The sequence below is a fragment of the Shewanella putrefaciens genome (assembly GCF_016406325.1).
Classification (GTDB): Bacteria; Pseudomonadota; Gammaproteobacteria; order Enterobacterales; family Shewanellaceae; genus Shewanella; species Shewanella putrefaciens.
Genome location: NZ_CP066370.1, coordinates 2703071 through 2728775 on the forward strand (window position 1 = coordinate 2703071; position 25705 = coordinate 2728775).

Below are 25705 nucleotides of genomic sequence, written 5' to 3' on the forward strand. Positions count from 1 at the left end.
ATTAGATGAACTTACCCACAAAAGCCTTATTAATGAACCCATTGCCAACGCAAGATCATCATGATCAAGCAGTACATGCTCAACAAAGCTCGGCGCTATCGACAACATCGACTTCTATGCCCGAGCATTTAACCCCCACCTATTGGCAAGCGGCTAATCGGCATTTAGTGAAGAAAATTCTCTGCGAATTTACCCACGAGAAGCTCATTACCCCGACCCTATACGGGCAAAAAGCGGGACTCAATCACTATGAACTGCGGCTCAAAGACAGCACTTACTATTTTAGTGCGCGGCACTATCAGCTAGATCATCTCGCGATTGATGCAGATACCATCCGCGTTTCACTTGCAGGCAAAGAGCAAATCCTCGATGCAATGTCGCTGATTATTTCCCTTAAAAATGACTTAGGGATCAGCGAACCCCTACTGCCCACGTATTTAGAGGAAATCACCAGCACCCTCTACAGCAAGGCGTACAAATTAGCGCATCAGGCGATCCCCGCCGCCACACTGGCGCGAGCCGATTATCAAAGCATAGAAGCGGGTATGACAGAAGGTCATCCGGTGTTTATTGCCAATAATGGCCGGATTGGATTTGATATGCAGGATTACCGTCAATTTGCCCCAGAAAGCGCGATGCCGATGCAGTTAGTCTGGCTTGGCGTACGCAAGAGCAAAACCACGTTTGCCGCCCTCGAAAACTTGAGTCACGACGCATTATTAAAGAAGGAGCTTGGCCAGCAGTTCGATGATTTTCAGCAGCATCTTAAAACCCAGCAGCATGATCCACAGGACTTCTACTTTATGCCAGTGCACCCTTGGCAGTGGCGTGAAAAAATCGCCCGCGTCTTTGCCGGCGACATAGCCCGTGGCGATCTGGTTTACCTTGGTGAAGGCAGCGAACAATACCAAGTGCAGCAATCAATACGCACTTTCTTCAATCTTGCATCACCGCAAAAGTGCTACGTCAAAACTGCGCTTTCTATCCTAAATATGGGCTTTATGCGTGGTCTATCGCCCCTTTACATGAGCTGCACACCGCAGATCAATGCTTGGGTTGCAAACTTAGTTGAAAACGATCCTTACTTTGCCCAACAAGGCTTTGTGATCCTGAAGGAAATTGCCGCAATAGGTTATCACCACACCTATTACGAGCAGGCACTCACCCAAGATAGCGCCTACAAAAAAATGCTCTCAGCCCTGTGGCGCGAAAGCCCACTGCCGCACATTGAGCCTAAGCAAAATCTGATGACCATGGCAGCGCTACTGCATACGGATCATGAAGATAAGGCCCTTATTGCAGCCTTGATAGTCGCCTCAGGCTTACCAGCAAAGGATTGGGTCAGTCGCTATTTAAACCTGTATTTATCGCCGCTGTTACATGCCTTTTTTGCCTACGATCTGGTCTTTATGCCACATGGTGAAAACCTGATCTTAGTGCTCGATGAATATGTGCCAGTCAAGATTTTAATGAAAGACATAGGCGAAGAAGTCGCGGTACTCAATGGCGCGAAGCCGCTACCTGATGATGTAAAACGCCTTGCAGTTAGCCTTGAAGAAGAGATGAAGCTTAACTACATCTTACTGGATATTTTTGACTGTATTTTCCGCTATTTAGCACCGCTACTCGATGAGCAAACCAGTGTCAGTGAAAGCCAATTCTGGGAGTTAGTGGCGGACAATGTACGTGATTACCAAGCCCAGCATCCACATTTGGCCGACAAGTTTGCCCAATACGATCTGTTTAAGGACAGCTTTGTACGCACGTGCCTCAATCGTATCCAATTGAATAATAACCAACAAATGATAGACCTCGCCGACAGGGAGAAAAACCTGCGTTTCGCCGGTGGCATCGACAATCCCTTGGCGGCCTTTAGACAAAGCCATGCCTTTAAGCGCCCTATGCTTAGCAGCGCTGAGCAAAGGACACGTTAACACACCACAAAGTGGATAACCCCGAAAATTTAGCATGGGCCAATGTTGGCCCAGCTTGTTTAACCCCCAACCTAAACGGAATTAAAGATCAACATTATGAAGACTTTTCCTCTCTCCAGCATCGCACTCGTCTGCAGACAAGCCCTCGTTAACCCGAAGCTATTGCTGTACTCAGCCATGTTAGCCACGGTTCCCCATGCCACAGCTGACACTGTCGATGCGGATAGTAAGACTAAAAAGCACCAGAAAGAAATTGAAGTCATCAATGTCATTGGCGCTAAGGATTTACACGACAACCGTTATAAAACCCAAGCGATGAACACGGCAACTGGGCTCGATTTATCCTATCTAGAAACGCCGCAATCGGTCACGTCTATCACCCGCCAAATGATGAATGATCAACAGCTTAATAGCGTGATTGATGCCATGACCAGCGTTGCGGGGATCAATGCCCGCCCAATGGATAACGACAGATACAGTATTAGTGCCCGCGGCATTGCCGTGACCAGCATTTTGTACGATGGTGTGCCCACCACCTACGACACCCGCTTCAACTATGGGGATAATCTGATCGACACCGCCATCTACGAGCGAGTAGAAGTGGTACGCGGCGCGACAGGTTTAATGACAGGTGCGGGTAACCCCTCGGCGGCCATTAACCTTATCCGTAAACGCCCGACTCAAGAGTTTATGGGCAACACCTCGTTAAGTGTGGGCTCATGGAATAATGTGCGCGGTATGGTCGATGTTTCCAGCGGCTTAAATGACTCGGGTTCTGTACGCGGTCGCGTGGTGGCCGCCTATCAAGATAAAGATTCGTTCCAAGACAGGTACGAGCAGCAGCGCACCACGCTATACGGCATAGTCGAAACCGATATTGGCGATAGCACCTTATTCACCCTTGGTGTCGATTACCAAGATGCTACGCCGAGCGGCACTATGTCGGGCGGTTTACCGCTATTTTACAGCGATGGCAGTCGCACTAATTATGATCGTGCCACTTCAACGGCGCCCGATTGGGGCTCGGCGCATACCCAAGGACTCAACACCTTTGCGAGTCTCGAACACAGATTAGATAATGGTTGGAACCTAAAAGGGACTTACACCTACGGCGATAACTCATTGGAGTTCGATGTGCTATGGGCCACGGGATATCCCGATCCTATAACTAATATCGGCGCAACAGCAGGCTCTATCGCCTATGTCGACGGCAGTCGCACCCAACACAATGTGGATTTACGCGCCGAAGGACAATACCAACTCTTTGGTCAGGAACATCAATTGATGTTTGGCTGGAATGGCCAACGCCAAGAGTTCGCCAATCCCTACTATTATCCCACTGCGGCAGTACCGCCTTTGGGGGATTTTCGGGATCCGAACTTCCAATATCCAAAACCTCAGTGGAAAGAAACCTATACCACAGGCTCATTTGGCGAAACCAAACAGAGTGCAGCCTATGTGGCGACTCAGCTTAATCTCAGCGACGCTTTAGCTGTCCTCGTCGGATTACGCCTCAATGAGTGGGAAACCGACCAAGATAATTTTGGCAGCCGCTACGATTTCAGCATCAACAACGAACTCACGACTTACTTCGGCCTCACCTACGCCCTGACCGAGCAATATTCGCTCTATGCCAGTTATACGGATATTTTTGCACCGCAAACCTTGCAGCGAATCGATGCCAGTTATATTGACCCTGTGAAGGGTAAGAACTACGAGGCAGGGATTAAAGCCAGCCTGATGGATGAAAGTTTAGATATGTCGCTGTCGGTGTTTGAAATTCGTCAGGACAATGTCGGAGAACGTACAGGCGATGTACTCCCTGACACCACCATCCCAGTGTACAGAGAGGTTAACGGCACCCAAACCCAAGGTTTTGAGTTTGAATCCACAGGCAAAATCACCGATGACTGGAATATTTACTTCGGTTACACCCAGTTCAGCACCGAGGATCCTAAGGGCAAACGCATCAATACCACCTCACCACGCCAGCAGGTAAAAGTCTTTACAACCTATCGATTTAGTGGGGATTGGCACAAGCTACAAGTCGGTGCAGGTATAAATTGGCAGAGTCGCATTTACATGACAGTGAAAACACCACCACCAACCCCAATAGAGGTGGAAGTCGGTCAAGACGCCTATGCCCTAGTCAACTTAATGGCAAGTTACGCCTTTACCGAACAGCTTAAGCTTAGCGCCAACCTGAACAACGCCTTAGATAAAACCTACTACAGCCAAGTCGGTCAATATAGCCAATTCCAATACGGTACGCCTCGAAGTGCCAGCTTAACCTTGGACTATCGCTTCTAAGTCAGACTTTAATTGCGATCGTTCGAAAAACCTTGTGAGCCCCAATATTTGGCTCACAAGGTCCTCATTTATATGGAATTTATCAATAATAGTGGGGCTTATCAATAACAGCGGGAATCAGTCACAATCATATAAGGAGTGACAATGGCAAGCCAACGGAGAGACACCAGACTGCAAACATTGTGTGATACCTCGCCAAGCCACAACGCGTTGAATCAAACTATTTTGTCACTCAATCAGTTGTTACATCAACGGGCGCCCTTCTATAGCGAGCACCTTAATGCAACGCAGTCCCCCACAGGGCTTAGTTTTGATGAATGGAGTAACGCTGATACATATCAAAAACTCATTGCACGTTTTGCCATCGCACATCCTAGCGCAGAAACTCAGGTTGAAATCGAGGCTGAAACCGAGGTTAGTAAAACAGCGGCAACCAGCCGATCGCCCGCGTTTTCCAGTAAAAGCGCTGTGGTCAATAAAAGCACTGCGGCTAGTAAAAACGCTGTAGCCAGCAAAAAAGACACTCGCAAAGCATTGCATTCTCTCTGGGGCCAATGGTATTTCGGCCTATTAGTCCCACCTATAATGGAATGGATTTTTAACGCCCCAAAAGCCATATTCGAGCCTATTCACTGGCAGCCACAATCCATTTTTATGCAAGTACACCCCAGTGGCAGAGTAGCAAAATTTGAATTTAACCTCGCAAAGCGCCAGCCAAATACCGCTTTGACCTTTAAAAAACACCACGGCATCGAGCCACTTTCCCAAACAAACACTAAGCCAAGTTTCAAGACAGACAGTAAGGTACACTCACCATTAACCCCATATAAGCCGCCAGTTGATAAAGAACTCGCCCTACAAGGCCTGATCTTAAACTTACTACAACCGAGTGTTGAGCGTCTGCTCACCCTAAGCCCTACGCCCGCTAAATTATATTGGAGCCACCTCGGCTATCTTATTCACTGGTATCTTGGGGAATTAGGATTATCTCAGCAACAAAACCTGCGCCTAAAACAAGCTCTGTTTCGTCAGCCAACCTTTCAAGATGGCAGCATCAATCCGCTGTATAACAGCATTAACTTGTTTATCGACACTGAGCAAAGCAGTGCTAACTCAAACACAAAAACGAGCGTAAAAACAAACTCAAAGCCTAGCCCCAAAATCTCCTGCATTCGCCGTACTTGCTGCTTAAGGTATCAACTCGCCAACACTGGCCAATGCCACGATTGCCCGCTAATACAACACGTTAAAGAAAGAATACGGGCATAAGGATAACAGCGAGACTTCACCTAATCCCAAGTTCGCAGCCATCGGGTCTGTTTAGCCAAAACAGCGGAGCTTACGTGGGCGTTGCAATTTGGAACCGCTATTTAGCATCAAGATTAGACGGGGTTCACGGGCAAGATCGCAACCGAGGTACTATGATGGCTTTTTCCCACTAGCCTCGCGTGCTACACTCAGGCTCACGTCTCTTTATCACGATTATTTATGAAACAACTGCTTGATTTTCTGCCACTCGTTATCTTTTTTGCTGTCTATAAGTTTTTTGATATTTATATCGCCAGCGGCGCATTGATCGCAGCGACTGCGCTTCAATTAATCGTGACCTATGCGCTATACAAAAAGCTTGAAAAGATGCACCTTATTACCTTCGCCATGGTCACAGTGTTTGGCACACTCACCTTAGTTTTCCATGACGATGCCTTTATTAAATGGAAAGTCACCATTATCTATGCCCTATTTGCCTTGGCATTGGGTATTAGTCAGTTACTGAATAAGTCCATTTTAAAGTCGATGTTAGGCAAAGAAATGCAAGTAGCCGACAAGATTTGGGCACATATCACTTGGTATTGGGTAATCTTTTTTGCTACCTGTGGCCTAGTGAATATTTATGTCGCCTTTAGCTTACCGTTAGAAACTTGGGTGAATTTTAAGGTCTTTGGTTTAACTGCCTTAACCTTAGTCAATACTGTAATCACCGTATTTTACCTTTATAAACACCTTCCAGAAGACCAACGCAAGGAACTTAAATAATGTGGTATATGATTTCAGCTCAAGATGTTGAGAACAGCCTAGAAAAACGTTTAGCGGCGCGCCCTGCCCATCTAACCCGTTTGCAAGAATTAGCGGATGAAGGTCGTTTACTGGTTGCTGGCCCCCACCCAGCAATTGACAGCGAAAATCCAGGTGAAGCGGGATTTAGCGGTTCATTGGTTGTCGCTGATTTTGATTCTTTAGCCTCAGCACAAGCTTGGGCAAATGCTGATCCCTATTTTGCTGCGGGTGTTTACCAAAGTGTCGTGGTTAAACCCTTTAAGCGAGTTCTGCCTTAATGAAGATAGTGTCCTTTAATATCAATGGACTGCGTTCCCGCCTGCATCAATTGCAGGCGTTAATCGACAGCCACAAACCCGACATTATCGGCCTACAAGAAACCAAAGTGCACGATGAAGCCTTCCCACTCGCTGAAGTTGAGGCGATGGGCTATCAGGTACATTACCACGGTGGTAAGGCTCACTATGGCGTGGCTATGCTGTCAAAGGTTGCACCACAAAAAATACAAAAAGGGTTTCCTAGCGATGACGAAGATGCCCAGCGCCGAATGATTATCGGCACTTTCTCCCAAGCAAATGGCCGTCCACTGACCGTATTCAATGGCTATTTCCCCCAGGGCGAAAGCATAGACCACCCAACAAAATATCCTGCTAAACGTAAGTTTTATCAGGATTTAATGCACTACTTGCAGACGAACCATAGCAACGATGAAGATATCGCCATCATAGGTGATATCAATATTTCACCGACCGATTTAGATATCGGCATTGGCGAAGTCAATCGTAAGCGTTGGCTAAAAACCGGTAAATGCAGCTTCCAACCCGAAGAACGTGAATGGTTAAAAACCTTACAAGACTGGGGCTTAATCGACACTTTCCGTCAATTACATCCAGAGCGCACTGAGCGTTATTCTTGGTTCGATTACCGCAGCAAAGGTTTCGATGATAACCGCGGCCTACGCATTGATGTGATTTTAGCAACACCCTCGCTTGCTGCGCGCTTAGTCGAATCCGATGTCGATTACGATCTACGCGGTATCGATAAACCCTCTGACCACGCGCCCATTTGGAGCACGTTCAAAGAAGCTTAAGCTGCTTGGGTTCGATCATTTTAATGGATGTAAAAACATCGGCTTAGGCCGATGTTTTTGTTTGTGTACTGGTCACCCCAAATTGGACACTTTAAGTTGAGAAGTTTCAAACTCTACAGGTGATATAGAAATCCACTAGTCCCAATACACGGTATAGACAAGATAGCCATCTTGAGGCATAGGGGAAAGTTTATGTTCGCCATAGGGCCAGCCAGTACCGAGCCCATCTGCCGCGATTCCTGCAATCCAGGCTTCCACTTCGACCTCAGGCGCACAGGAGAGGATATGAATGTTCTCGGCTGCGGGCCATAGCTCATCATCCTCAAGGGCTTCGGACCATTCATCGTGCATACCAACAAAGACCCCCTGCACATCAGGCCTATGTTCGATTTCTTTCAAGCTGCGATAGATTTCTTTGATAGATGGTCGACCATAGCCCCAATTATTGGGCGCGATGGACTCTTCATCTTCGTTTGCTAAAAAGAACTCATCTAATGTCACTACCGGACTGTTCTCTGGATCTGCGACCAATAAGGCGCTTAATTTATTGAGTAATTCCGTTCTCGTTGTCACTGATAATACTCCATTTCTAAGGCTTGTTTCCTGTAAACCTTTAACTCACTTATCACGTACACAGGGCCAAAGACTAGACCTGATGTTGGCCTGACAGTATAGCGATTCTTTCTACATCGAGGCTTGCGAAGTCAGGGTCAACATACACATACATGCGGCTGATAAGATGGTCTGTAAACTCAAACACACTGCAAAAACGGCCTGTTGAAATCTTATTGTCTGGCCAAACGATGCCATCACTCATGACTCCACCTTCTTGCCCTTCGACGATGACAGTATTACCAGAAACTGTGATGTTAAATCCGTCGATATCATGCCAAATACTGCTGAGTGAGCTACCGATGCGATTGCCAAATTCAACTAAGCTGTCTTTGCCCTTAGCGCGTCCAAATTTAGGGAAAAAAAAGTCCACCTCTTCGCTAAACAAATCAGGGTAACTCACATCACCCGCATCGACTTTTTTAAAATATTCAATCACAAGCTTAACTAACACATCCTTTTCCATCATTTCCCCTATCTCTCTATGGTGATTTTTGCCGTTTTAAGGAGAGTTGTTCGCACTAGACTACAGCATGACTTTAACAGGCATAAATTGAGCTTGATAAATCAACCTAATCCAATTGACTCAATGCTTGATAATCAAGACTGCCATTGTGATAAAGCCTGATCTCAATAAAATCTATTTGTTTTTTGAGTAATGACAATTGCTCTATTAACCAGAGATAGCCGATTTTGTAGACATTTTGCAATAATTCGATTAATTCATCTTCTGGCATGTTTGCTTCGTTAATATTTAACATGCAATGCCAATTAAACTCTTTAAAAGGTGGAACAGTGTCTGACTCTAGATCCGCCGTGACTAGCCAGACACCATTCATCATTGAGCCTATATCAACAAAAAAATCACAATAGGCCTCACCTTGGGTATAGGAGAAATTTGCATATGCTTTAACAAGACTGGCAAAATCCTCTCGGTAATGATCGAGTGTTTCTTTCACCACTTTGGCTGATATCTCAACTTTTTCCATATTCATTTCTAACATCTTGAACGAAAATTGTTAGCAACCCATTGATAGTGCTTTACTTTGTGGTTAGTAACTTACTCTAACTTCAGCTATTCTCCAACCGTATTTTGATGATAATGCTAAAGTCACACTTTAGATTGATTTAAAAATTTCTATTACATTACAAAAAGTTAAATTAACCACAAACATTTGATGGGTGATTTCCGAGCAAAATGTGCAATTGCGAGATTAGTAGAACGCAATTAAAACATTAAGGAGAATTCGCTTGGAAGGATGAAGATACGAGAGAAAAGCGGCTTAATAAATGCGTTAACATTTTTAACTATTAAGCCGTGTAAGAAGAACTAAAATCTACCTTAAAGACGTAGCGTAGCAACTTAGCTAGTCCGGTACTGCTTTAAAATCCCACCCAATTCAACTGAAGCTTGGTGTAAGTCATTCGCCAAGGTCACACTGCGTCTTGCCGTTTGTTTGATGGTGTCGGACTGATGGCGAATCTCATTTAATTGCCCTGCAATATCCCGCGCGGCGACGCTTTGCTCCTCGGCGGCTGCGGCAATATGGCTACTCATATCAAATACCGCATTGACCGATCGTGTCATACCCTCGACATCCTCCCCTACGGCAATAATCGCACTTCGCCCTTCATCGGCTTGATCAACTATCTCTGTGGTAATCGCTGATAAACGACTCGTGCCTGACTGTAAGCCTTCAATCATGGACTGAATTTCAACCGTCGCCTGTTGAGTTCGACCCGCTAAGGTACGCACTTCATCGGCGACCACAGCAAAACCACGACCTTGCTCACCAGCACGGGCCGCTTCAATGGCCGCGTTTAAGGCTAATAAGTTAGTTTGCTGGGAAATACTGTTAATGGTTGTGACCACCGCATCAATACTCGCCGCATCCTTAGATAATTGTTCCACCGATGAAAATGCCGTACCAATTTTAGTCGAAAGCAAACCTATTCCCTCAACGGTGTGAACAATACGTTCTTGGCTGGTCGACATATGGGTAGCGTTTTCTTTTGTTTGCATTGAGGTGTTATTGGCATTAATCGAAACCTCCTCAATAGCTGCGGTCATTTGTGCCATTGCAACCGCGACTGAGTCTAAGAATTGATGCTGAAAACCGATTAATTCATCACTGGTCACCGCTTGTTGATTGAACTCGTTAGACGCCAGTGCCAGCGTATCTGCATTTTTGCTGATCGCGTTGACCATTTCACTCATATTATCGGCGCAGCGGTCTATTTCACGGGCGATTAAGCTAAAATCATCGGTGCCAAAAAAGTTTAATCTAAAACTTAAATCACCATCCGCTAAGCGTTTAATGGCCATATACATATCCCATAGCCCGCCACCGAGTGAAGTCGAAATCCAATAACTTAGCTGAAATAGCGGTAATAATCCCAATAACGCCAACCACAACATAAAATTGGCATCACTACGGGCATCGGCTTCCCATTGCTGTACATTTTGCGAAAGCTGTAGAGCTTGCCTACCTGAAACATCGGCCATAGCAGTCACTGTATTGACTTGACGTTGGGGGCCAGCCTGTCCATTTGTCAATATCAGCCCATTGTCACGGGCAAATTGCGTAAGGGCATCCCCCTCAAGTTGTTGTGAGCTTGCTACCTTTGCTAGCGCATCAACAGTCGCCTGAACTCGCGCAAATGATGCCAATTCGACATGACGCTGAGCATATTGATAATTCATCAACGCCACAGTTGTGGTGATTAAAGCCACCATAGAACAGACAACCCAAAACTTTCCGTTAAGGCTGCACTTGATCAATATGGCATCAATGGTGCGAAACTGGATTTGTTTCATCTTGATATTTCCTAAGAACCGAGAGGCGATTTGGCACTAAGTCAGCATTATAGTTCATATCTTAGCCCCCTATTTTAAACCTGCTGATGCAGCGCAATGGAGATGACTGATACAAACTAATACCAAGCTAGTCGACACGGGTCATTTCAGTACCCGTTGGGGCAGACCATTTTGGGGTCAGTGCGACCAATTGTTCGGTTAGCATACTCATACCCCACCCCAAAAGCCCACCAATGATTAAAGGCGGCAAAATATTGGCGATATCTCCTGCCATGGCAAAAGTGATACAACAGCCAATAAAGGCACCGGGGATAAAGCTGAGTTTCTGATAACTTGCCTGTAAACACATAGCCGAAGTGGCGATGCCGGTAAAAATATACCCAAAGACAGGCGAAACAAAAAAGCTGCTACCCGAGATAATGAGCCAAGCCCAAAATACACCGGACAGATTTGTACACCACGCCATCATCACCCCTTGAAAACCGGCCTTAGGTTGAGCGAAAAACGTGCTACAACCTAAAAAACCGATCCAAGTGACCAGATGAAAGGCATCAGCGACACCACACCAAATAGCGGCCAATAGGCCGGCAGAAATGGCGACTTGCCAACGATTTTCCATGGATGACCCCTTTAGTAATTCCATTCACGGAAGTTAATGATTCAAATGTTCTCAAGGTGCGGCTGAGTTATGGTGTTATAGCGCCCTTCACTTCCATGTCATTCCATTTATAGTAAGGATCTGCAATCAATGATTGACTCACTGGCCGACGAGAAACTGATCCAAATGAATGGGTGCGCGAGCCTGCATACCTTTAAATCACTTGAGTAAACATATTGGTTAAATTACCTCTATTTTGGTAACAAAAACCTGATCTATTACTAATTTTCGGCATTAATGCCCGTAAAATCGCTAACAAGCAATTTTTTTGTGGTAAAAAAACGAAAAAAGCGCTCATTAGGCGCTTTTTATTCAAATCACTTTCCGTTAACCCTTTAGCATTGGCTTAAACTCGCAATCGCTTATTCACGGGAAGATCGCGGATCCTCTGTCCTGTCGCCGCAAAAATTGCATTGGTCAAACTCGGAGCAACGGGCGGCACACCCGGCTCCCCCACGCCTGCTGGCGCAGCATCGGACTCGATAATGATGATCTCCATATCAGGAGTTTGAGGGAGTCGCAGCAAAGGATAATCGTGGAAATTTGATTGAAGCACTTGGCCTTCTTTGTATGTGATTTCACCCATCAAGGCCAAGCTTAGACCAAAGATAATTGCGCCTTCGGTTTGTGATTTCACTCTATCAGGATTCACCACAGTTCCCGCATCAATGGCAGCGATGGCATTAAGTACCTTAAGCTGTTTATCCTCACTCACTTCCACCCGCATGGCCACAGCGACCACACTCACAAAACTGCGGTGCACGGCAAAACCCCAGCCCTGATGTTTGCCCGCCTTAGGCGCCTTGGCTTGAGCCTGTTCGACGGCATTAATGACGTTTAAATAACGATCTATATCCACCGGATGGCGATTTAAGTCTTCACCGTAGTTACCATATTTAAAGCCTTGGTTATCAAAGGTCTCACGCCTTGATTGCCCAAGTAAGCTGCGCCACATATCGGGACAAGACATCTGAGCTCTGTGAGCCATTTCATCGACAAAGCTACCGACACTAAAACCATGCTGAATATTACACACAGAGCGCATCCAACCTATGCGGCTATGCGCCTGCGCTTTTACCGCTTCGTATCTTAAGTGCGGCAAAGCAAAGGGTACGTCCACAAAACCTAAATCTAACTCACCGTCAGAGGGATATTCGACGCCTTCGGCAAAGGTTGAACTGATCGATGGGAATCCAGTCCGAGCTAAAAGCGCAGTCGGTTTATTGTTAGCATCGAACAGCACCTGATAGGACTGGGCGCTTATAGCATGGTAATAACCGTTTTGGATTTCATCCTCGCGGCTCCAACTCACCTTAATTGGACGCTTAAACTGCTTTGATAACAACGCGGCTTCGACACTAAAATCAGGCTTTGCTTTTCGTCCAAATCCACCACCTAATAATGTGACGTGAACTTTTACGGTATCCTCTTCAATCCCCAGTGCTGCGGCCACGCTTTGTTGAGTGCTTTGTGGGTTTTGAGTTGAAGCCCAAACTTCACATTCCTTTGCCGTCACATTGGCCGTTGCAACTGGCGGTTCCATTGGTGAATGAATTAAGTAGGGCACGGTATAAACCGCCTTTAATGTATTCGCTTCGGGCCAATTTTTGACCTCATCGCCAACTTGACGCACCACTTTACCGCCTTGCTGTACTCGCTCGACTAACGCCTTTAAATAAAGTGTCGAATCGTGCTGACTGTTGTCGACCTGAGTCCAAGTGATATTTAATGCTTTGCGGCCTTTAAAGGCACTCCAAGTGTTGGTAGCGATAACCGCAACGCCGCCTAAAGCTTGAAACCCGGGGGCGCCCTTAGGGATAGGCAAACGATACACATCCACGACTCCGGCCACGTTGCGCGCTGCGGTATCATCCAAACTTGCAACATCGCTCCCAAGCACGGGCGGACGCATGATGCTGGCGTAGAGCATGCCGTCGAGTTTGATATCGTAACCATAAATTGCGCTACCGCTTAACATGGCATCCATATCAACGATTTGGCGGGATGCGCCAATCTGCTTGAAATCTTTAATCTCTTTAAAGGTTAATGACTCAACGGCAGGTACTGGCAGCGCTGATGCCGCTAACGCTAACTCGCCAAACTTGGCCGAGCGGCCCGTTTTAGCATGCAGCACTTTATGGCTGGCGGTATGCACCTCGCTCACGGGGACTTTCCAGCGCGCGGCTGCGGCTTGCTCTAGCATGGTTCTTGCCATCGCCCCCATCTGGCGCATACAATCAAAATTATCGCGAATACTGCGGCTACCATCGGTATTCTGGCTGCCATAACGCTTATCGCCTAGCCCCTGTACTGGGACGATTTTATCCCAATCCGCTTCTAACTCTTCGGCTAAGACTTGCAGAATACCCGTTCTGATCCCCTGTCCCATCTCGGAGCGATGGCAAGTGAGGTACACTTTGTTATCCTCACCTATGGCAATAAATAGATTCAGCCGCGCTTCTTTATTCTGTGCCAGCGCCATGGGGCTCCAAGTTAGTCCACTCGCCCCTAATGCAAGTCCGCCCCCTACTGCGCCAAACAGTTTTAACACGTCGCGGCGGCTTAAATTTTCTACGGCAGTAAAAGTACTCATATTAGCCCTCCTGTTTGGCATAGTGTTGCAGCGCCGCTTTAATGCGTGGGTAGGTGCCACAGCGGCAGAGATTACCCGACATGGCTGAGTTGATTTGTTCCTCTGTAGGTTTAGGATGCTGCGCCACTAACGCCGCAGCCGACATCAGTTGTCCCGCCTGACAATAGCCGCACTGGGGCACGTTATGTTCGGCCCAAGCATTTTTAAGCTTTTGATTATCAAGCCCTTCAATCGTTGTTAGTTGTTTACCTTGAGCTTGCCCTAGGCTGGTTAAGCAAGCTCGAACGGGTTGGCCGTCTAAATGCACAGTGCAAGCACCACATAGCCCTGCTCCGCAGCCATATTTAGTGCCTGTTAACCCTAAAATATCCCGTAGTGCCCACAGAATTGGCATCTTAGGATCGGCATCTAAAGTAAATGATTTACCGTTAATAGAAAGTGTTTGGGTGGAAGCGGCGGTACTGGCTTCCTTGATAATTGCAGTGGTTGATAATACTTCTGCCATAACTCACTCCTTAAGTGCCAACCACGACGCAAGATCGGCTTGGGTATCAATATCAATTGCGGCGCGGGGTAGTGTTATAGCGACTAACGCTCCCCGCTGTGCCTGTTGTTTTAAAATAGATTTAGCCCCGCGATCGCCACTCAAGTGAGTGAACAGCGGTAATGTAGAGGCATTAAAAATAGCAGGTACGCCTACATCATCCAAATAATGGGCGGCAACATCTTTGCCGGTTTTAAGCCATGTCAAAATCAGTTGTCGATAATCATCAACACTCAAGGCCACTTGGTCCGCGAGAGTCAACAGCATGGCATCAAAGCCTTGCTCCTTGGCATAACTTGCCGCCAAACTCACTGAGGATGCTAGGCCCATTTGCCACTGCGGATTAACTAAAATATCAAAGGGTTGGTGAGATTTAAGCTCGGCTAACAATGGCTGCAATATATGCCGATGAGCACCGAGTATGATTAACAAATGCGCTTGGCGATCCAAACCTAAATCTTGGCAATTAAGCTGCTGTAAACGCGCAACATGAGTGTTAATGATGGTTTGTTCGCAAGTTTCAGTCGCACTATGTGATGGTAGAAGCTGCGCTAACTTAACCCCTTCAAAACGCTGACTTTCACCTGCCGCAAGGACCACGATAAGAAGCCGTTTATCCAGTAACCTCACAGGTGTCATTAACCCATAATCTCATCAAGTTGTTTCAGTGTTGCTCCATGTAGCACACCGTGACATTGAGCTAAAATACTTAAAGCAATGGCGCTCGGTAACTCACCGCCAAGCGCCAGACCCGCGGGGGCCGAAAACACCCCAGAAAACGATTGTGCAGATAAACCTGCCATCGCCAGTACTTTATCCCGCCGGTGGGCAGGCCCAAGCAATGCCACATAATCCAGTGAATAAGGTTGAATAGCCTTTAATACTGCAGCATCTAAGCCCAGGTTATGGTTTATCACCACAGCGCAGTCTAGTTGAGCGATAACATTGGCAGCAAGTTCACCCACGGCTTGTTTGATGATATGAGCATGGGGAAAATCTGCCGCTCTAGCGTAAGCAGTACGGCCATCGATAACGGTAACTTGCCAGCCTAATGAATGGGCAATCGCAGCGATAGGTTTAGCATCAATACCGCCACCAAAAATCCCAATATGGAATCGGGGCCTCAGGGGAATAACTAGGGTGTCATTTGACTCTTGTTTCACAATCTTTGATTTAGCAAAATCGCTTATCGGAAATGGCGCAGCATCTGCGGAATAGAAACGTGCTTGATACTGCCGCGCATCAGTTCCAGATGCGACTAAAGGCAATTGATAATATCCCGATTGCCCATGACGAAATGCATGAACAAGGTCAATCAAACCTAGATCATGATTTTCTTTTAAAAGCGGGATCAACATGATATCGACTATGCCGCCACAGCCGAGTCGATAACTGGCATCAGACTCATCACTCGCATCATAGGTGACACACATCACTTGCTTCGTCTGCATCGCATTTTGAGCATATCGGCGCAAATCCGCTTCTAAACATCCACCACTTAAAATGCCCGCCCCTTGGCCAAACTCATGGAACAGCATCATGGCGCCAGGTTTACGGTAAGCGGAACCTTGAACATGAGTGATAACAGCAAGCACCCAAGCGTCATCCGCAAGTGGTAACCAATGTTCAAGTAAATCTTCGATTTGGTGATCCATCCGTAATGACTCCAAGAGGTTAGGATTATCAAGCGCAAAAAACATAAACCAAACGACTGTTAATTATTAGGTAACCCCAATAGATTAAAAAATCGATACGACCAAGTTAACAAAGGCGCCCTCGCTTTGAAAGGGATAATAGATTGCAGAAGGAGTAAAAGGTGAAGATGACGTTAAAAAGACATAAAGACGTATGCGAGTGGTTGCCACTCGCAACTTTTAGATATACCAACGAAAACCACTAAAGTAATAATTGATCCGCAACAAAAGGATTATGCTCACGTTCCTCGCCAAAGGTCGATAAAGGACCATGGCCCGGAATAAATTCTACATCAGCACCAAGAGGCCAAAGTTTTTCGGTGATCGAGTGAATTAAATCCTGATGATTTGATTGGGGGAAATCAGTGCGGCCGATAGAGCTTCTAAATAAAATATCCCCCACCCACGCCAACTTAGATTGGGCCGAATAAAAGGCAATATGGCCAGGCGTATGCCCAGGGCAATGCAGCACAGATAAACTTTGCTCGCCCACTTTAACAATATCGCCATCCTGCAGATATTGTGCCGGTTCAAAAGCATCGCAATGGGGAAATCCGAAATTTTGGCTTTGCTTAGGTAAGTTATCAATCCAAAACTTATCGGCGATATGCGGACCAATAATCGGAATATTAGCTGATTGAGCAAGAGACTTAGCCCCACCGACATGGTCAATATGCCCATGGGTGAGCAGGATTTTCTCAAGAGTCAACCCGCGTTTTGCTACCTCGGCTTGAATACGATCTATGTTTCCACCGGGATCCACGACAGCAGCGAGTTTAGTTTTTTCACACCAGATTAAACTGCAATTTTGCTGGAAAGGTGTCACTGGAATAATTTGATACTTCATAGCTTCAATCTCGTGTTATCCATAAGCGATAGATTACGCTAAGTCCTTTATCTTGGCTCAATTTTTTATAATAAAAATTGATCTTAACCAAAAGCCAACAAAATAATCCTAACTTGCGGGAGAACGACTTTTGTATACAATCGTCAAGAAAACTCAGCGCCCTTAGCCCATAGGTAGATTGATGAAACCCGATATAGTTCTTGCTGGTGTGCTCGCCAAAAAACACACGTTTACCTTACCCCTGAATTATCAGCATCCAATTGCAGAACAAATCAAAGTATTTGCCAGAGAATTGTGTAGCCCTGAAAACAAAGATAAAAAGTTACCTTATATCGTATTTTTCCAAGGCGGCCCAGGATTTGGCGCAATGCGCCCTACCAGCAACAGCGGCTGGATCCGCCGCGCATTAAAAGAATATCGCGTGTTATTACTCGATCAGCGCGGCACAGGCTTATCAACGCCAATTAACTACCAGAGTCTCAAACACTTAGACCCAATGGCACAAGCAAATTATCTAAGCCACTTTAGGGCGGACAATATTATCCGTGATGCTGAAGCCATTCGCGCGCAGCTTTGTCCGGCAGATAAATGGGCGATTCTAGGCCAAAGTTTTGGTGGTTTCTGCGTCCTACATTATTTAAGCACCGCACCTCAAGGCGTTAGCGAAGCCTATATCACAGGTGGTATTCCATCATTGACTCGTCCTGCCGATGATGTCTATCTGGCGACTTATCAACGCGTACTAACGAAGAATAAACAATTCTTTTATCGTTTCCACGACGCCCAGCATTTAGTCACTCGCTTAGCAAAACACTTAATTGAAAAGGAAGTGTATTTAGCCACAGGGGAACGCTTAACCGTTGAAATGCTACAACTACTTGGCATCCATCTCGGAATGGAGCAAGGTCCAGAATCGGTCTACTATCTGCTTGAGCAAGCACTGATCAACACGCCGTCAGGGACTGAGGTTAATCCCTTGTTTTTAAATCATTTTGGTCAGATGCTCGACTACAATACTAATCCAATTTTTGCCCTCTTACATGAGGCTATCTACTGCCAACACTCAGCCTCACAGTGGTCCGCGCACAGGGTAAGGCAGCAATTCCCCGCCTTTAATTATCAAGTAGGCAAACCTTTCCTATTCACTGGAGAGATGATTTATCCTTGGATGTTCGACCAATTTAGTCATTTAACGCCACTTAAAACGGCGGCAGAAATACTGGCTTATAAATCCGACTGGCCCACACTTTACAACCTCGAACAACTGGCACAAAACCGCGTCCCTGTCGCTGCGGCGATTTATAGCGAGGATATGTTTGTCGACATGCAATACAGCTTAGAAACGGCACAACAAATCGGACAACTAAAATACTGGTTAACCTCCGAATACGAACATAATGGCATCCGTATGGACGGTGAACATATTCTGGATAAATTAATCAATCTAAATCGAGGAGAAATCTTGAGGTAAAAGTCCATTTTAAGGGTTAATTAAGTCAGAACTGGCATTGTATCCACGCTCCTAATCTAAATGGGAGTGGTTTTGGCTACAATGTTTTACGACCAATTTCCGTAAGAGTAAACTCCATTGGTTTACTCTTTTTTTTGCAAAAAAATGCACTCACCAAAGAGTGAGTGCATACCATATTGGTAAAAAAATACAGGGAAATGAGTGATAAATAGCCTTAAATCTAGCGTTTCATCGCTGGATAAGTAAACTCATGGCATTGATTACAATAAACTTTACTTTCTTTATGTTCCTGATGACAGTAAGTACAAGGCAAATCAGTACCGTAATGTAAACTGTCATGTGGGTTCGGCTCGACCGAATGCCCCGCGTCTTCGGGTCGCTGAGTCAGTTTAGCCACATCCTGAGGAGAACCATGGCAGTTAGCGCACACTGCAGCGTCAGGTATGGTCTTACGCTTTACATCACCATGACAGGCAGTACAGTCGACCTGACCATTCTCACTTGTCATCACATCCTTATGATAATCCTTAATATTCATCGCATTTGTTGTTATTGGCAGTATCAATATACAACCAAGTAAAAGTGTATATAAGGGTTTTAACATCAGACTCTTCCTATAGCGGGGCATGCAGCCCCGCATAACATATTAATAGTTTGCGATAAATTCAGTTGAAGTTTGGATATCAGGCGTAAATGGGCGATCTTGAGCTACAAAAGGCACTTTTTCACGGTACGCCTTGTACATGGCTTCGGTCGCTTTACCTAAATGAAGATCTGGAGTAGCCAACTTACGTAAATCAATCGCTTGACTTGAATGCAGCAGCTCTAGACCGTAGATCACACGTGTGTTGTCAACAATCTGGATCAAATTGTCCGCAGCAAGCTTGAGGTTAGTGAAAGTATCTTCAATTCCCCCAGCAATTGAGATCCCATCAAATGACACTGGGGTCGCCAACTGTTTATTACGAACGTGCATATCTACAAACACTTTTTGAATCGCGCCAAAAGCATGACCATTATTACCTGGAGCACTTAAAAAACGGGGTAAGTTAGTAAAATGGTCATCAGATAAATGGATGGTGCGCATAACACTGTTATGGGATACATGTGTCAGAGCGACACTCAAGTTTTGTACTGCCAATGCAACAGGCAAAGGTTCAAAGTTCGTGGTTGGAAACACACCACCTTGCCCTTCGACGATATACTTAGCAACCTGTGGAAACTTCGCATACTCATTTGATGCGCCAACAATAACTGCAGGGTTATCATCCGAATGATTGATTTGAATATTTACCACATCATTCAATTCTGCTAACGCTTGTTCAGCACTGGCTAACGTGTATGCCGTTGTTCTGTAACTGAGTGGATCCTGCAAAGGACGTTCATCATTGAGTTGCCATAAATAACTGCCATCTAACTGTTTTAGAATGTCATTTGTGCTGGCTTTAATATAAGGGAAAGGACGAATATCATTGGTTTGTGGTAAAAATGGTGCCACGTTACCATTTAATCCCTCAAGGCTTAAACCAAATAGCGTTGGCGAGATAGAGAGTAATTGCTTGGCCTCACGGTAACCTTGCATCGCATAAGCGACTGAAAACGAATTGTTAGACAGAATTGATAGTGCATCTTTACCCATAGGCACAAGTGGTGTAATTCCGGCATCCGCCATAGCATCTTTACTGCTAACACGTTGTCCTTTGTAGAATACTTCCCACTCACCTACCATAGCCAACCCGACATGGGATGAGAGCAAAATATCCGCTTCACCTACAGTACCGTGAGCGGGGATGACTGGCGTTAACCCTTTGTTAAGGTATGCCTCATAGAGTTCAGCCACAACAGGTTGCACCCCTGTTTGTCCCGCGAGCATAGTATTTAAGCGTACCGCCAAGGCTAATCGAGTTAACCGAATCGGTGCAGCGTCACCGACGCCAGCACTATGGGCTCGAAAAGTGCTGTAGTTAAAGTTACGTGATGCCTCAAGTACTTCATCACTTAACTTGCCATTGGCATCAAATAACTTGTGATCTTTGTTCAAACCAACGCCAACAGTAAGACCATAAACAGGCTTACCTAAACGAGCAGCTTCCATCAACAAACTATTAGCTTTAACGAGTTGAGTTTTCGCTTGAGATGCAATCTTGACTTTAGCGCCATCGGCGATTGCCCATGCTTGTTCTTGCGTTAAATGTTTACCATCGAGGACAACGTGCTCCATCGCTAAAGCACTCCCAGAGAGTAGACTTAAAGTAAGCGATGCCATCAACACTGATTTATTCATTACCATTCTCCAATACATTGTAATTTTTAATAAAATCTAATTATGCTTGCTTAAGCACCGCCGCCTTTGCCGCTGCACAATTTCGGCCTGCGTTGCGACCAGTAACAACGCCCTCAGCGACAGCGCAAGCGCCTAAACGGCTAGCGCCGTGAATTCCTCCGGTTGCTTCGCCTGCGGCATACAACCCTGGAATGGCTTGGTTGGTGACTAAATGCAGTACTTCTGATCGGGTATTCACTTTAACGCCGCCCATACAATAGTGAACTTTTGGCCACATACGAACGGCATACCAAGGCCCTTTATCTAGCACAATGGCTTCTTGCAGAGGACGTGCGAATTCTTTATCAACACCACTTTTTACCGCTTCGTTCCAACGGGCGACTTGAGCTTTTAGTGCTTTAGCCGGCATACCATAAATAGCAGCAAGTTCATCTAAGGTTTCTGCTTTACTAATCACCTTATATTTCAGTCCCCAATCTAAGGTTTGCGCCTTACTAGCCCCTTCTGCATTAGTAAAACCAATAGGATAAACAGGCTGACCATGTTCATCACGGCGAGTCATGATGGCGTCAGCTCTCGCTTTACGATCTGCAAGTTCATTGAAAAAACGTTCACCAGTGCGCACATCCACCACAATACCGTGAGGATAGGTCGCAATCGTGTTGAACTGGGATGCGGTACCAAAGCCTTTTTCATCGGGAGATGCCCATGGGCCGAGTTGAATTTGGTCTAAATGAATAGGGTTAGCACCTAAGAGCATCATTTGCTTTAGAGCTTCTGAAGTTGCACCAGCATGATTGGTGGAATCTAAGTCGTTATTTAACTCAGGTAGTTGCATCATGCGATATTCAATATCGCGACCAAAGCCCCCCGTTGCCATAACAACACCACGGCGCGCGCCTATGCGACGTATTTTACCGGTTCGCTCATTAGGGAAATAAAAACCTTCACGAACTTCGACCCCAATCACGCGACCATCGAGATCTTTCACAAAGCTTTCGAGCTTGGTCTGGTTTCTCATCACCACGCCTTTATCTCTCGCGGCGTTAATCAGCGGTCTGATAATGCCAGCCCCTGAACTTTCAACTGTTTGCAAGACTCGTTGTATTGAGTGTCCACCAAAATGCTGCACGAAAGGTTTCCACTTAACCCCATGTTCAATCAACCACTGACAAGATTCAGCCGTGCCATTACACACCAGTTTTAACATCTCAACATCGTTCATGCCCCGACCTGCTCGCATCATATCGGCGACCATTTCATCGACAGAATCCTTAATGCCTGCTTGTTTCTGCAACTCAGAACCCGCTACAGCCATGGCACCGCCATTGATAGTTGAATTACCACCAAAGACTGGCATCTTGTCCACAACCATAACGCTCACACCAGCCTCTCTAGCTTGTAATGCCGCAGACATCCCAGCAAAGCCACTGCCGACAACTAATACATCCACAATCTCATCAAATACTTCAGGAGCAACGCCACAATTGGCTGTTGCAGGTAAGGCTATTGCAGCCCCAAAGCCAGCAGCCATCACGGCCCCACCTTTTAGCAACTGCCGACGGCCTGTATCAATATCTTGAGTTTTACTCATGCTTACTTCCTTCAATAATGGCTGGAACTTGTCAGCATGGAAGTGCATGCTCTGTGCCAAGCACCTAAAAAGAGGTAATTAAGTGGGGAACTTTGATTGGAGGCACGGAATCACGAAATATAAAGATCTACAATCACGATACTTAATGATTAACATGAAATATCAATGGAAAAACACTTTTATCACGAATCGACACTGAGATTATGCAGTAGCCTACAACTCGAAAAGTCCCTGCAAAGTTACTTCGAGTTTATTCGGGATGAACTGCCTATTGATGGGCTATTTATTAATATTTTTCGCAAACAATTTAATGACATACAATTTATTGCTCATGTCAATGCTAACCAATCATGCACCTTAGATAAGCAAATATCTATCCCTGAAGAACTGGCTAAGAGCTTAGATGATCCTCAACGCCCGCGCGTGAGAATTGTTAATGATATTGAGCACGACCCAATCACAGCTTTAGTTGCACCTAAGGTGATCAACGGTATTCGTTCGCTGATCATTTTGAGAATGTCTATCGAAAATACCCACCTTGGGATAGTCGGATTTTATGCCAAAACGACAGGCGTTTTTCGCCCTCGTCATGCCGATTTAATTGCTCCGCATATGCATGCATTAGCCTTAATCACTGCACTCAATTTACGCGGACGTAACTTACTTAAAGAAAATGAAGCACTCTCAAAACAGAATGTGAGCCTTCGCAGAACATTAGACGTGCAAAATGGCGTAGTGGGGGCCAATTCAGGCTTGAAACACGTCATGCAGCAAGTGCAATCCATTGCCAAGATTAATACAACAGTGCTAATGCTCGGTGAAACGGGATGTGGTAAAGAAGTGATAGCCAATGCGATTCACGAACTTTCTGAACGTTCAGATAAGCCCTTTATCAAGGTCAACTGCGGCGCTATTCCAGATACTTTGATTGACTCCGAACTCTTTGGTTATGAAAAAGGAGCATTTACTGGGGCTGAGTCCCGTAAAATTGGCTACTTCGAACAAGCCAATGGCGGCACTATCTTTCTCGATGAAATAGGTGAACTACCATTATCCGCACAGGTTAGATTACTCCGTGTACTTCAAAATAGTTGTATTACCCGAGTAGGTGGACACGATGCGGTACAACTTGATATTCGGATAGTGGCTGCCACCCATAGAAATTTACAAGCTATGATACACAGAGAAGTGTTTCGGGAAGATCTTTGGTATCGCTTAGCCATTTTTCCTATTGAAATTCCTTCATTAAGACAAAGACGTACAGACATTCCTTTACTCGTACAGCATTTTATCGAGCAACTGAGTTCAAAGTTCAACCTGCCTCAATTACCAAGAGTTGCACCGGAACAATTAAATATTCTGAACCAATACGCTTGGCCAGGAAATGTCAGAGAACTCATTAACGTACTCGAACGGGCGATAATACAGCAGCCTTCAGGACCATTAGATTTTAGCTTCCTTGCGCCACATCAGGATAAGGAAATTACGACCCAAGCAAATCAAACCGTTATCATAGATCCAAACTATGCGAGCGATAAACTTGTGCCCCTTGATGTTATGACCAGAAAATACATTAGTCATGCACTGCGAATTACAGGTGGAAAACTCTATGGCCCAGGAGGTGCGGCTGAGTTATTGGACATCAATGCCAATACCCTGCGCAGCAAGATGAAGAAACTGGGGATTGTTTAGTCTTTTAAGGCTAACGAGTGTTCTATGACAAAAATAAAAAACATCGGTTAACAAAGTGCATAAATAAAGTGCATAAATAACAAAGGTCACATAGGTGACCTTTGAAAAATTAATGACTAACCATAGGATCTAGAAGAAATAACGGATTCCCACCGCATAGTTGTTTTCTTGTAGATCTTCATAAGCTTTATCATCCATGTTGCTGAAATCAATTTTGGCCTCAACGTACATAATTGTATCGCGGCTATAACGATAATGCAGACCTAGCACTGCAAATTGGCGTGCCCATTTTCCTTGGACCGCCGTATTTTCATCGGTATCAAGATCTTGATATGTCAGTAATATGGTTGGAACGAAACCACTGTCATACTGATAAGCAACAATAAACTCAGCTCCAGTTGAATCATATAAATCTCCACCCACTAATTCGTTTTGCTCACTCTTATGAGCGTTAAAACCTACGTATAAACCGTCAGCATCGCGACCTGGAGCATATTGATAGAAGCTACCGTATTGGGCGCCAATACCAATAATTTGGTTAGTGTTATCAACCTCTTGGCCTGCAAGATTTCCGGTAAAATCACCACGATTAAATCCCGCTAGCACTTTAAATTTATCAGTAAAGTTGTAAGTTACACTTGCACCATAGCTAGGTTCGAAACTCAATTCCGAACCATCTTTCAAGGGAGCACCATTACCATCGTACAAGGCAACATCGCTATTTTGTTTAGAGGCATACTGCACTGCGACATGCAGGTTACCGAAAGTATTACGGTATTGTAGCGCAGCATCGGCACGTCCAGCTCCTGTTAAACCACCGTCACCGAAGGTATAAGCCCCCACAGACCAACCTGTGAAAGCATTGAGCACATCAGTTGTGTAAGCAACATCATAGTAAGCCCCCCATTGCTTACCAAAGCTGATCTTTCCCCATTTCTCATGGGACATCCCAACATAACCCAGTCGATTGAATAGAAAATCTGAATTTTTGGATGCCGATAACTGACCACCACCTTGGCCTTGCGTGTATATAAGGCCGTCATCGCTGGTCACCATATTGATACCCCATTCCGTATGGGCAAAGGAGCTCCAGCCATTTTTCTCTTGACGGTCGAAACGAAACCCAACGCGAGAAAAATTATCTATAACAGAAGTTTCATGACCATCATTTAACGCGGTAAATCCTAACCAACCGATCATGTTAACGCTATTAGTTTGGTCATTATACAGTTCAACGGCTTGAGATGTTCCCGTTAACAATAAGCTTGGAATAATCAAAGCGAGCAATGTCTTTTTCATTTTATCTACCTTAAAATTCAGCAAAATCACATATAATCACATGATTTATTTAATATATTATTTTCCCCAATCAATACTAAGCAGGTTATGTGCCATAGGTAGGGAAAGCTGAAAATCAAGGTGTTTTTTAGATACGGATCAGGCAATCTCGAAATATCGTGATTATCGGTTGTTAAATACCGTTAGATAAATTAAATGTCGTTATTACAT

General features: G+C 45.3%; 22 protein-coding genes. 8 read left to right on the forward strand and 14 right to left on the reverse strand.

What is annotated here, in order from left to right; all coding sequences use genetic code 11:
* The first annotated feature begins 5 nt into the window (after positions 1-5).
* The 6 genes from JEZ96_RS12045 (at position 6) to xthA (ending at position 7389) form a co-directional block, all read left to right on the forward strand.
* Positions 6-1934: an IucA/IucC family protein gene (locus JEZ96_RS12045; protein ID WP_061783154.1), complete on the forward strand. Its 1929-nt coding sequence runs from the start codon at positions 6-8 to the stop codon at positions 1932-1934.
* A 96-nt stretch (positions 1935-2030) separates the two neighbouring features.
* On the forward strand, positions 2031-4244 hold the full coding sequence (locus JEZ96_RS12050; RefSeq protein WP_025008279.1) for a TonB-dependent siderophore receptor: 2214 nt from the start codon (positions 2031-2033) through the stop codon (positions 4242-4244).
* Between the two features lie 144 nt (positions 4245-4388).
* On the forward strand, positions 4389-5513 hold the full coding sequence (gene fhuF / locus JEZ96_RS12055; RefSeq protein ID WP_061783155.1) for a siderophore-iron reductase FhuF: 1125 nt from the start codon (positions 4389-4391) through the stop codon (positions 5511-5513).
* Between the two features lie 219 nt (positions 5514-5732).
* Positions 5733-6278 carry a septation protein A gene (locus tag JEZ96_RS12060; protein WP_011788929.1) on the forward strand — a complete coding sequence of 182 codons (546 nt, stop codon included), beginning with the start codon at positions 5733-5735 and terminating at the stop codon, positions 6276-6278.
* Positions 6278-6577 carry a YciI family protein gene (locus tag JEZ96_RS12065; protein ID WP_011788928.1) on the forward strand — a complete coding sequence of 100 codons (300 nt, stop codon included), beginning with the start codon at positions 6278-6280 and terminating at the stop codon, positions 6575-6577. The genes JEZ96_RS12060 and JEZ96_RS12065 overlap by 1 nt, the downstream gene beginning before the upstream one ends.
* The gene (gene xthA, locus JEZ96_RS12070) at positions 6577-7389 is read left to right on the forward strand and encodes an exodeoxyribonuclease III (protein ID WP_011788927.1); all 813 of its coding nucleotides are present in this window, start codon (positions 6577-6579) and stop codon (positions 7387-7389) included. The genes JEZ96_RS12065 and xthA overlap by 1 nt, the downstream gene beginning before the upstream one ends.
* A gap of 135 nt (positions 7390-7524) precedes the next feature.
* Here xthA and JEZ96_RS12075 read toward each other — a convergent pair whose 3' ends face one another.
* The 10 genes from JEZ96_RS12075 to JEZ96_RS12120 form a co-directional block, all read right to left on the reverse strand.
* On the reverse strand, positions 7525-7962 hold the full coding sequence (locus tag JEZ96_RS12075; protein WP_011788926.1) for a hypothetical protein: 438 nt from the start codon (positions 7960-7962) through the stop codon (positions 7525-7527).
* A 73-nt stretch (positions 7963-8035) separates the two neighbouring features.
* Complete coding sequence (locus tag JEZ96_RS12080) at positions 8036-8467, reverse strand: nuclear transport factor 2 family protein (protein ID WP_011788925.1); 432 nt, start codon at positions 8465-8467, stop codon at positions 8036-8038.
* Positions 8468-8573: 106 nt separating this feature from the next.
* On the reverse strand, positions 8574-8996 hold the full coding sequence (locus JEZ96_RS12085) for a hypothetical protein (RefSeq protein ID WP_233058878.1): 423 nt from the start codon (positions 8994-8996) through the stop codon (positions 8574-8576).
* Positions 8997-9364: 368 nt separating this feature from the next.
* Positions 9365-10819 carry a methyl-accepting chemotaxis protein gene (locus tag JEZ96_RS12090; RefSeq protein ID WP_025008276.1) on the reverse strand — a complete coding sequence of 485 codons (1455 nt, stop codon included), beginning with the start codon at positions 10817-10819 and terminating at the stop codon, positions 9365-9367.
* Between the two features lie 127 nt (positions 10820-10946).
* Positions 10947-11438: a DUF1097 domain-containing protein gene (locus JEZ96_RS12095; RefSeq protein ID WP_011788922.1), complete on the reverse strand. Its 492-nt coding sequence runs from the start codon at positions 11436-11438 to the stop codon at positions 10947-10949.
* Positions 11439-11823: 385 nt separating this feature from the next.
* Positions 11824-14070: a xanthine dehydrogenase family protein molybdopterin-binding subunit gene (locus JEZ96_RS12100; protein WP_128090301.1), complete on the reverse strand. Its 2247-nt coding sequence runs from the start codon at positions 14068-14070 to the stop codon at positions 11824-11826.
* A gap of 1 nt (position 14071) precedes the next feature.
* Entirely contained in the window at positions 14072-14575 is a 504-nt protein-coding gene (locus tag JEZ96_RS12105; protein ID WP_011788920.1) for a (2Fe-2S)-binding protein, read from the reverse strand.
* Between the two features lie 3 nt (positions 14576-14578).
* Positions 14579-15253: a nucleotidyltransferase family protein gene (locus JEZ96_RS12110; RefSeq protein WP_049766855.1), complete on the reverse strand. Its 675-nt coding sequence runs from the start codon at positions 15251-15253 to the stop codon at positions 14579-14581.
* A complete protein-coding gene (locus tag JEZ96_RS12115; protein ID WP_011788918.1) occupies positions 15253-16269 on the reverse strand; it encodes an XdhC family protein in 1017 nt (338 codons plus the stop codon). The genes JEZ96_RS12110 and JEZ96_RS12115 overlap by 1 nt, the downstream gene beginning before the upstream one ends.
* A 241-nt stretch (positions 16270-16510) precedes the next feature.
* Entirely contained in the window at positions 16511-17155 is a 645-nt protein-coding gene (locus tag JEZ96_RS12120; RefSeq protein WP_011788917.1) for an MBL fold metallo-hydrolase, read from the reverse strand.
* Between the two features lie 181 nt (positions 17156-17336).
* Here JEZ96_RS12120 and JEZ96_RS12125 point away from each other — a divergent pair, with 181 nt between their 5' ends.
* Complete coding sequence (locus JEZ96_RS12125) at positions 17337-18626, forward strand: alpha/beta fold hydrolase (RefSeq protein ID WP_025008275.1); 1290 nt, start codon at positions 17337-17339, stop codon at positions 18624-18626.
* 220 nt (positions 18627-18846) lie between these two features.
* On the opposite strand, the gene JEZ96_RS12130 is transcribed toward JEZ96_RS12125, so the two are convergent.
* Genes JEZ96_RS12130 through JEZ96_RS12140 form a run of 3 tightly spaced genes read right to left on the reverse strand, consistent with a single transcriptional unit; the run spans position 18847 to position 22504 of the window.
* Complete coding sequence (locus tag JEZ96_RS12130) at positions 18847-19230, reverse strand: cytochrome c3 family protein (protein WP_025008274.1); 384 nt, start codon at positions 19228-19230, stop codon at positions 18847-18849.
* A gap of 42 nt (positions 19231-19272) precedes the next feature.
* Positions 19273-20910, reverse strand: a complete 1638-nt coding sequence (locus JEZ96_RS12135; RefSeq protein WP_025008273.1) for an HAL/PAL/TAL family ammonia-lyase — start codon at positions 20908-20910, stop codon at positions 19273-19275.
* 40 nt (positions 20911-20950) lie between these two features.
* Complete coding sequence (locus tag JEZ96_RS12140) at positions 20951-22504, reverse strand: flavocytochrome c (protein ID WP_011788913.1); 1554 nt, start codon at positions 22502-22504, stop codon at positions 20951-20953.
* A gap of 165 nt (positions 22505-22669) precedes the next feature.
* On the opposite strand from JEZ96_RS12140, the gene JEZ96_RS12145 reads away from it, so the two are divergent.
* The gene (locus JEZ96_RS12145; RefSeq protein ID WP_011788912.1) at positions 22670-24196 is read left to right on the forward strand and encodes a sigma-54 interaction domain-containing protein; all 1527 of its coding nucleotides are present in this window, start codon (positions 22670-22672) and stop codon (positions 24194-24196) included.
* Between the two features lie 129 nt (positions 24197-24325).
* Here JEZ96_RS12145 and JEZ96_RS12150 read toward each other — a convergent pair whose 3' ends face one another.
* Complete coding sequence (locus JEZ96_RS12150; protein WP_061783160.1) at positions 24326-25495, reverse strand: porin; 1170 nt, start codon at positions 25493-25495, stop codon at positions 24326-24328.
* Between the last annotated feature and the right edge of the window lie 210 nt (positions 25496-25705).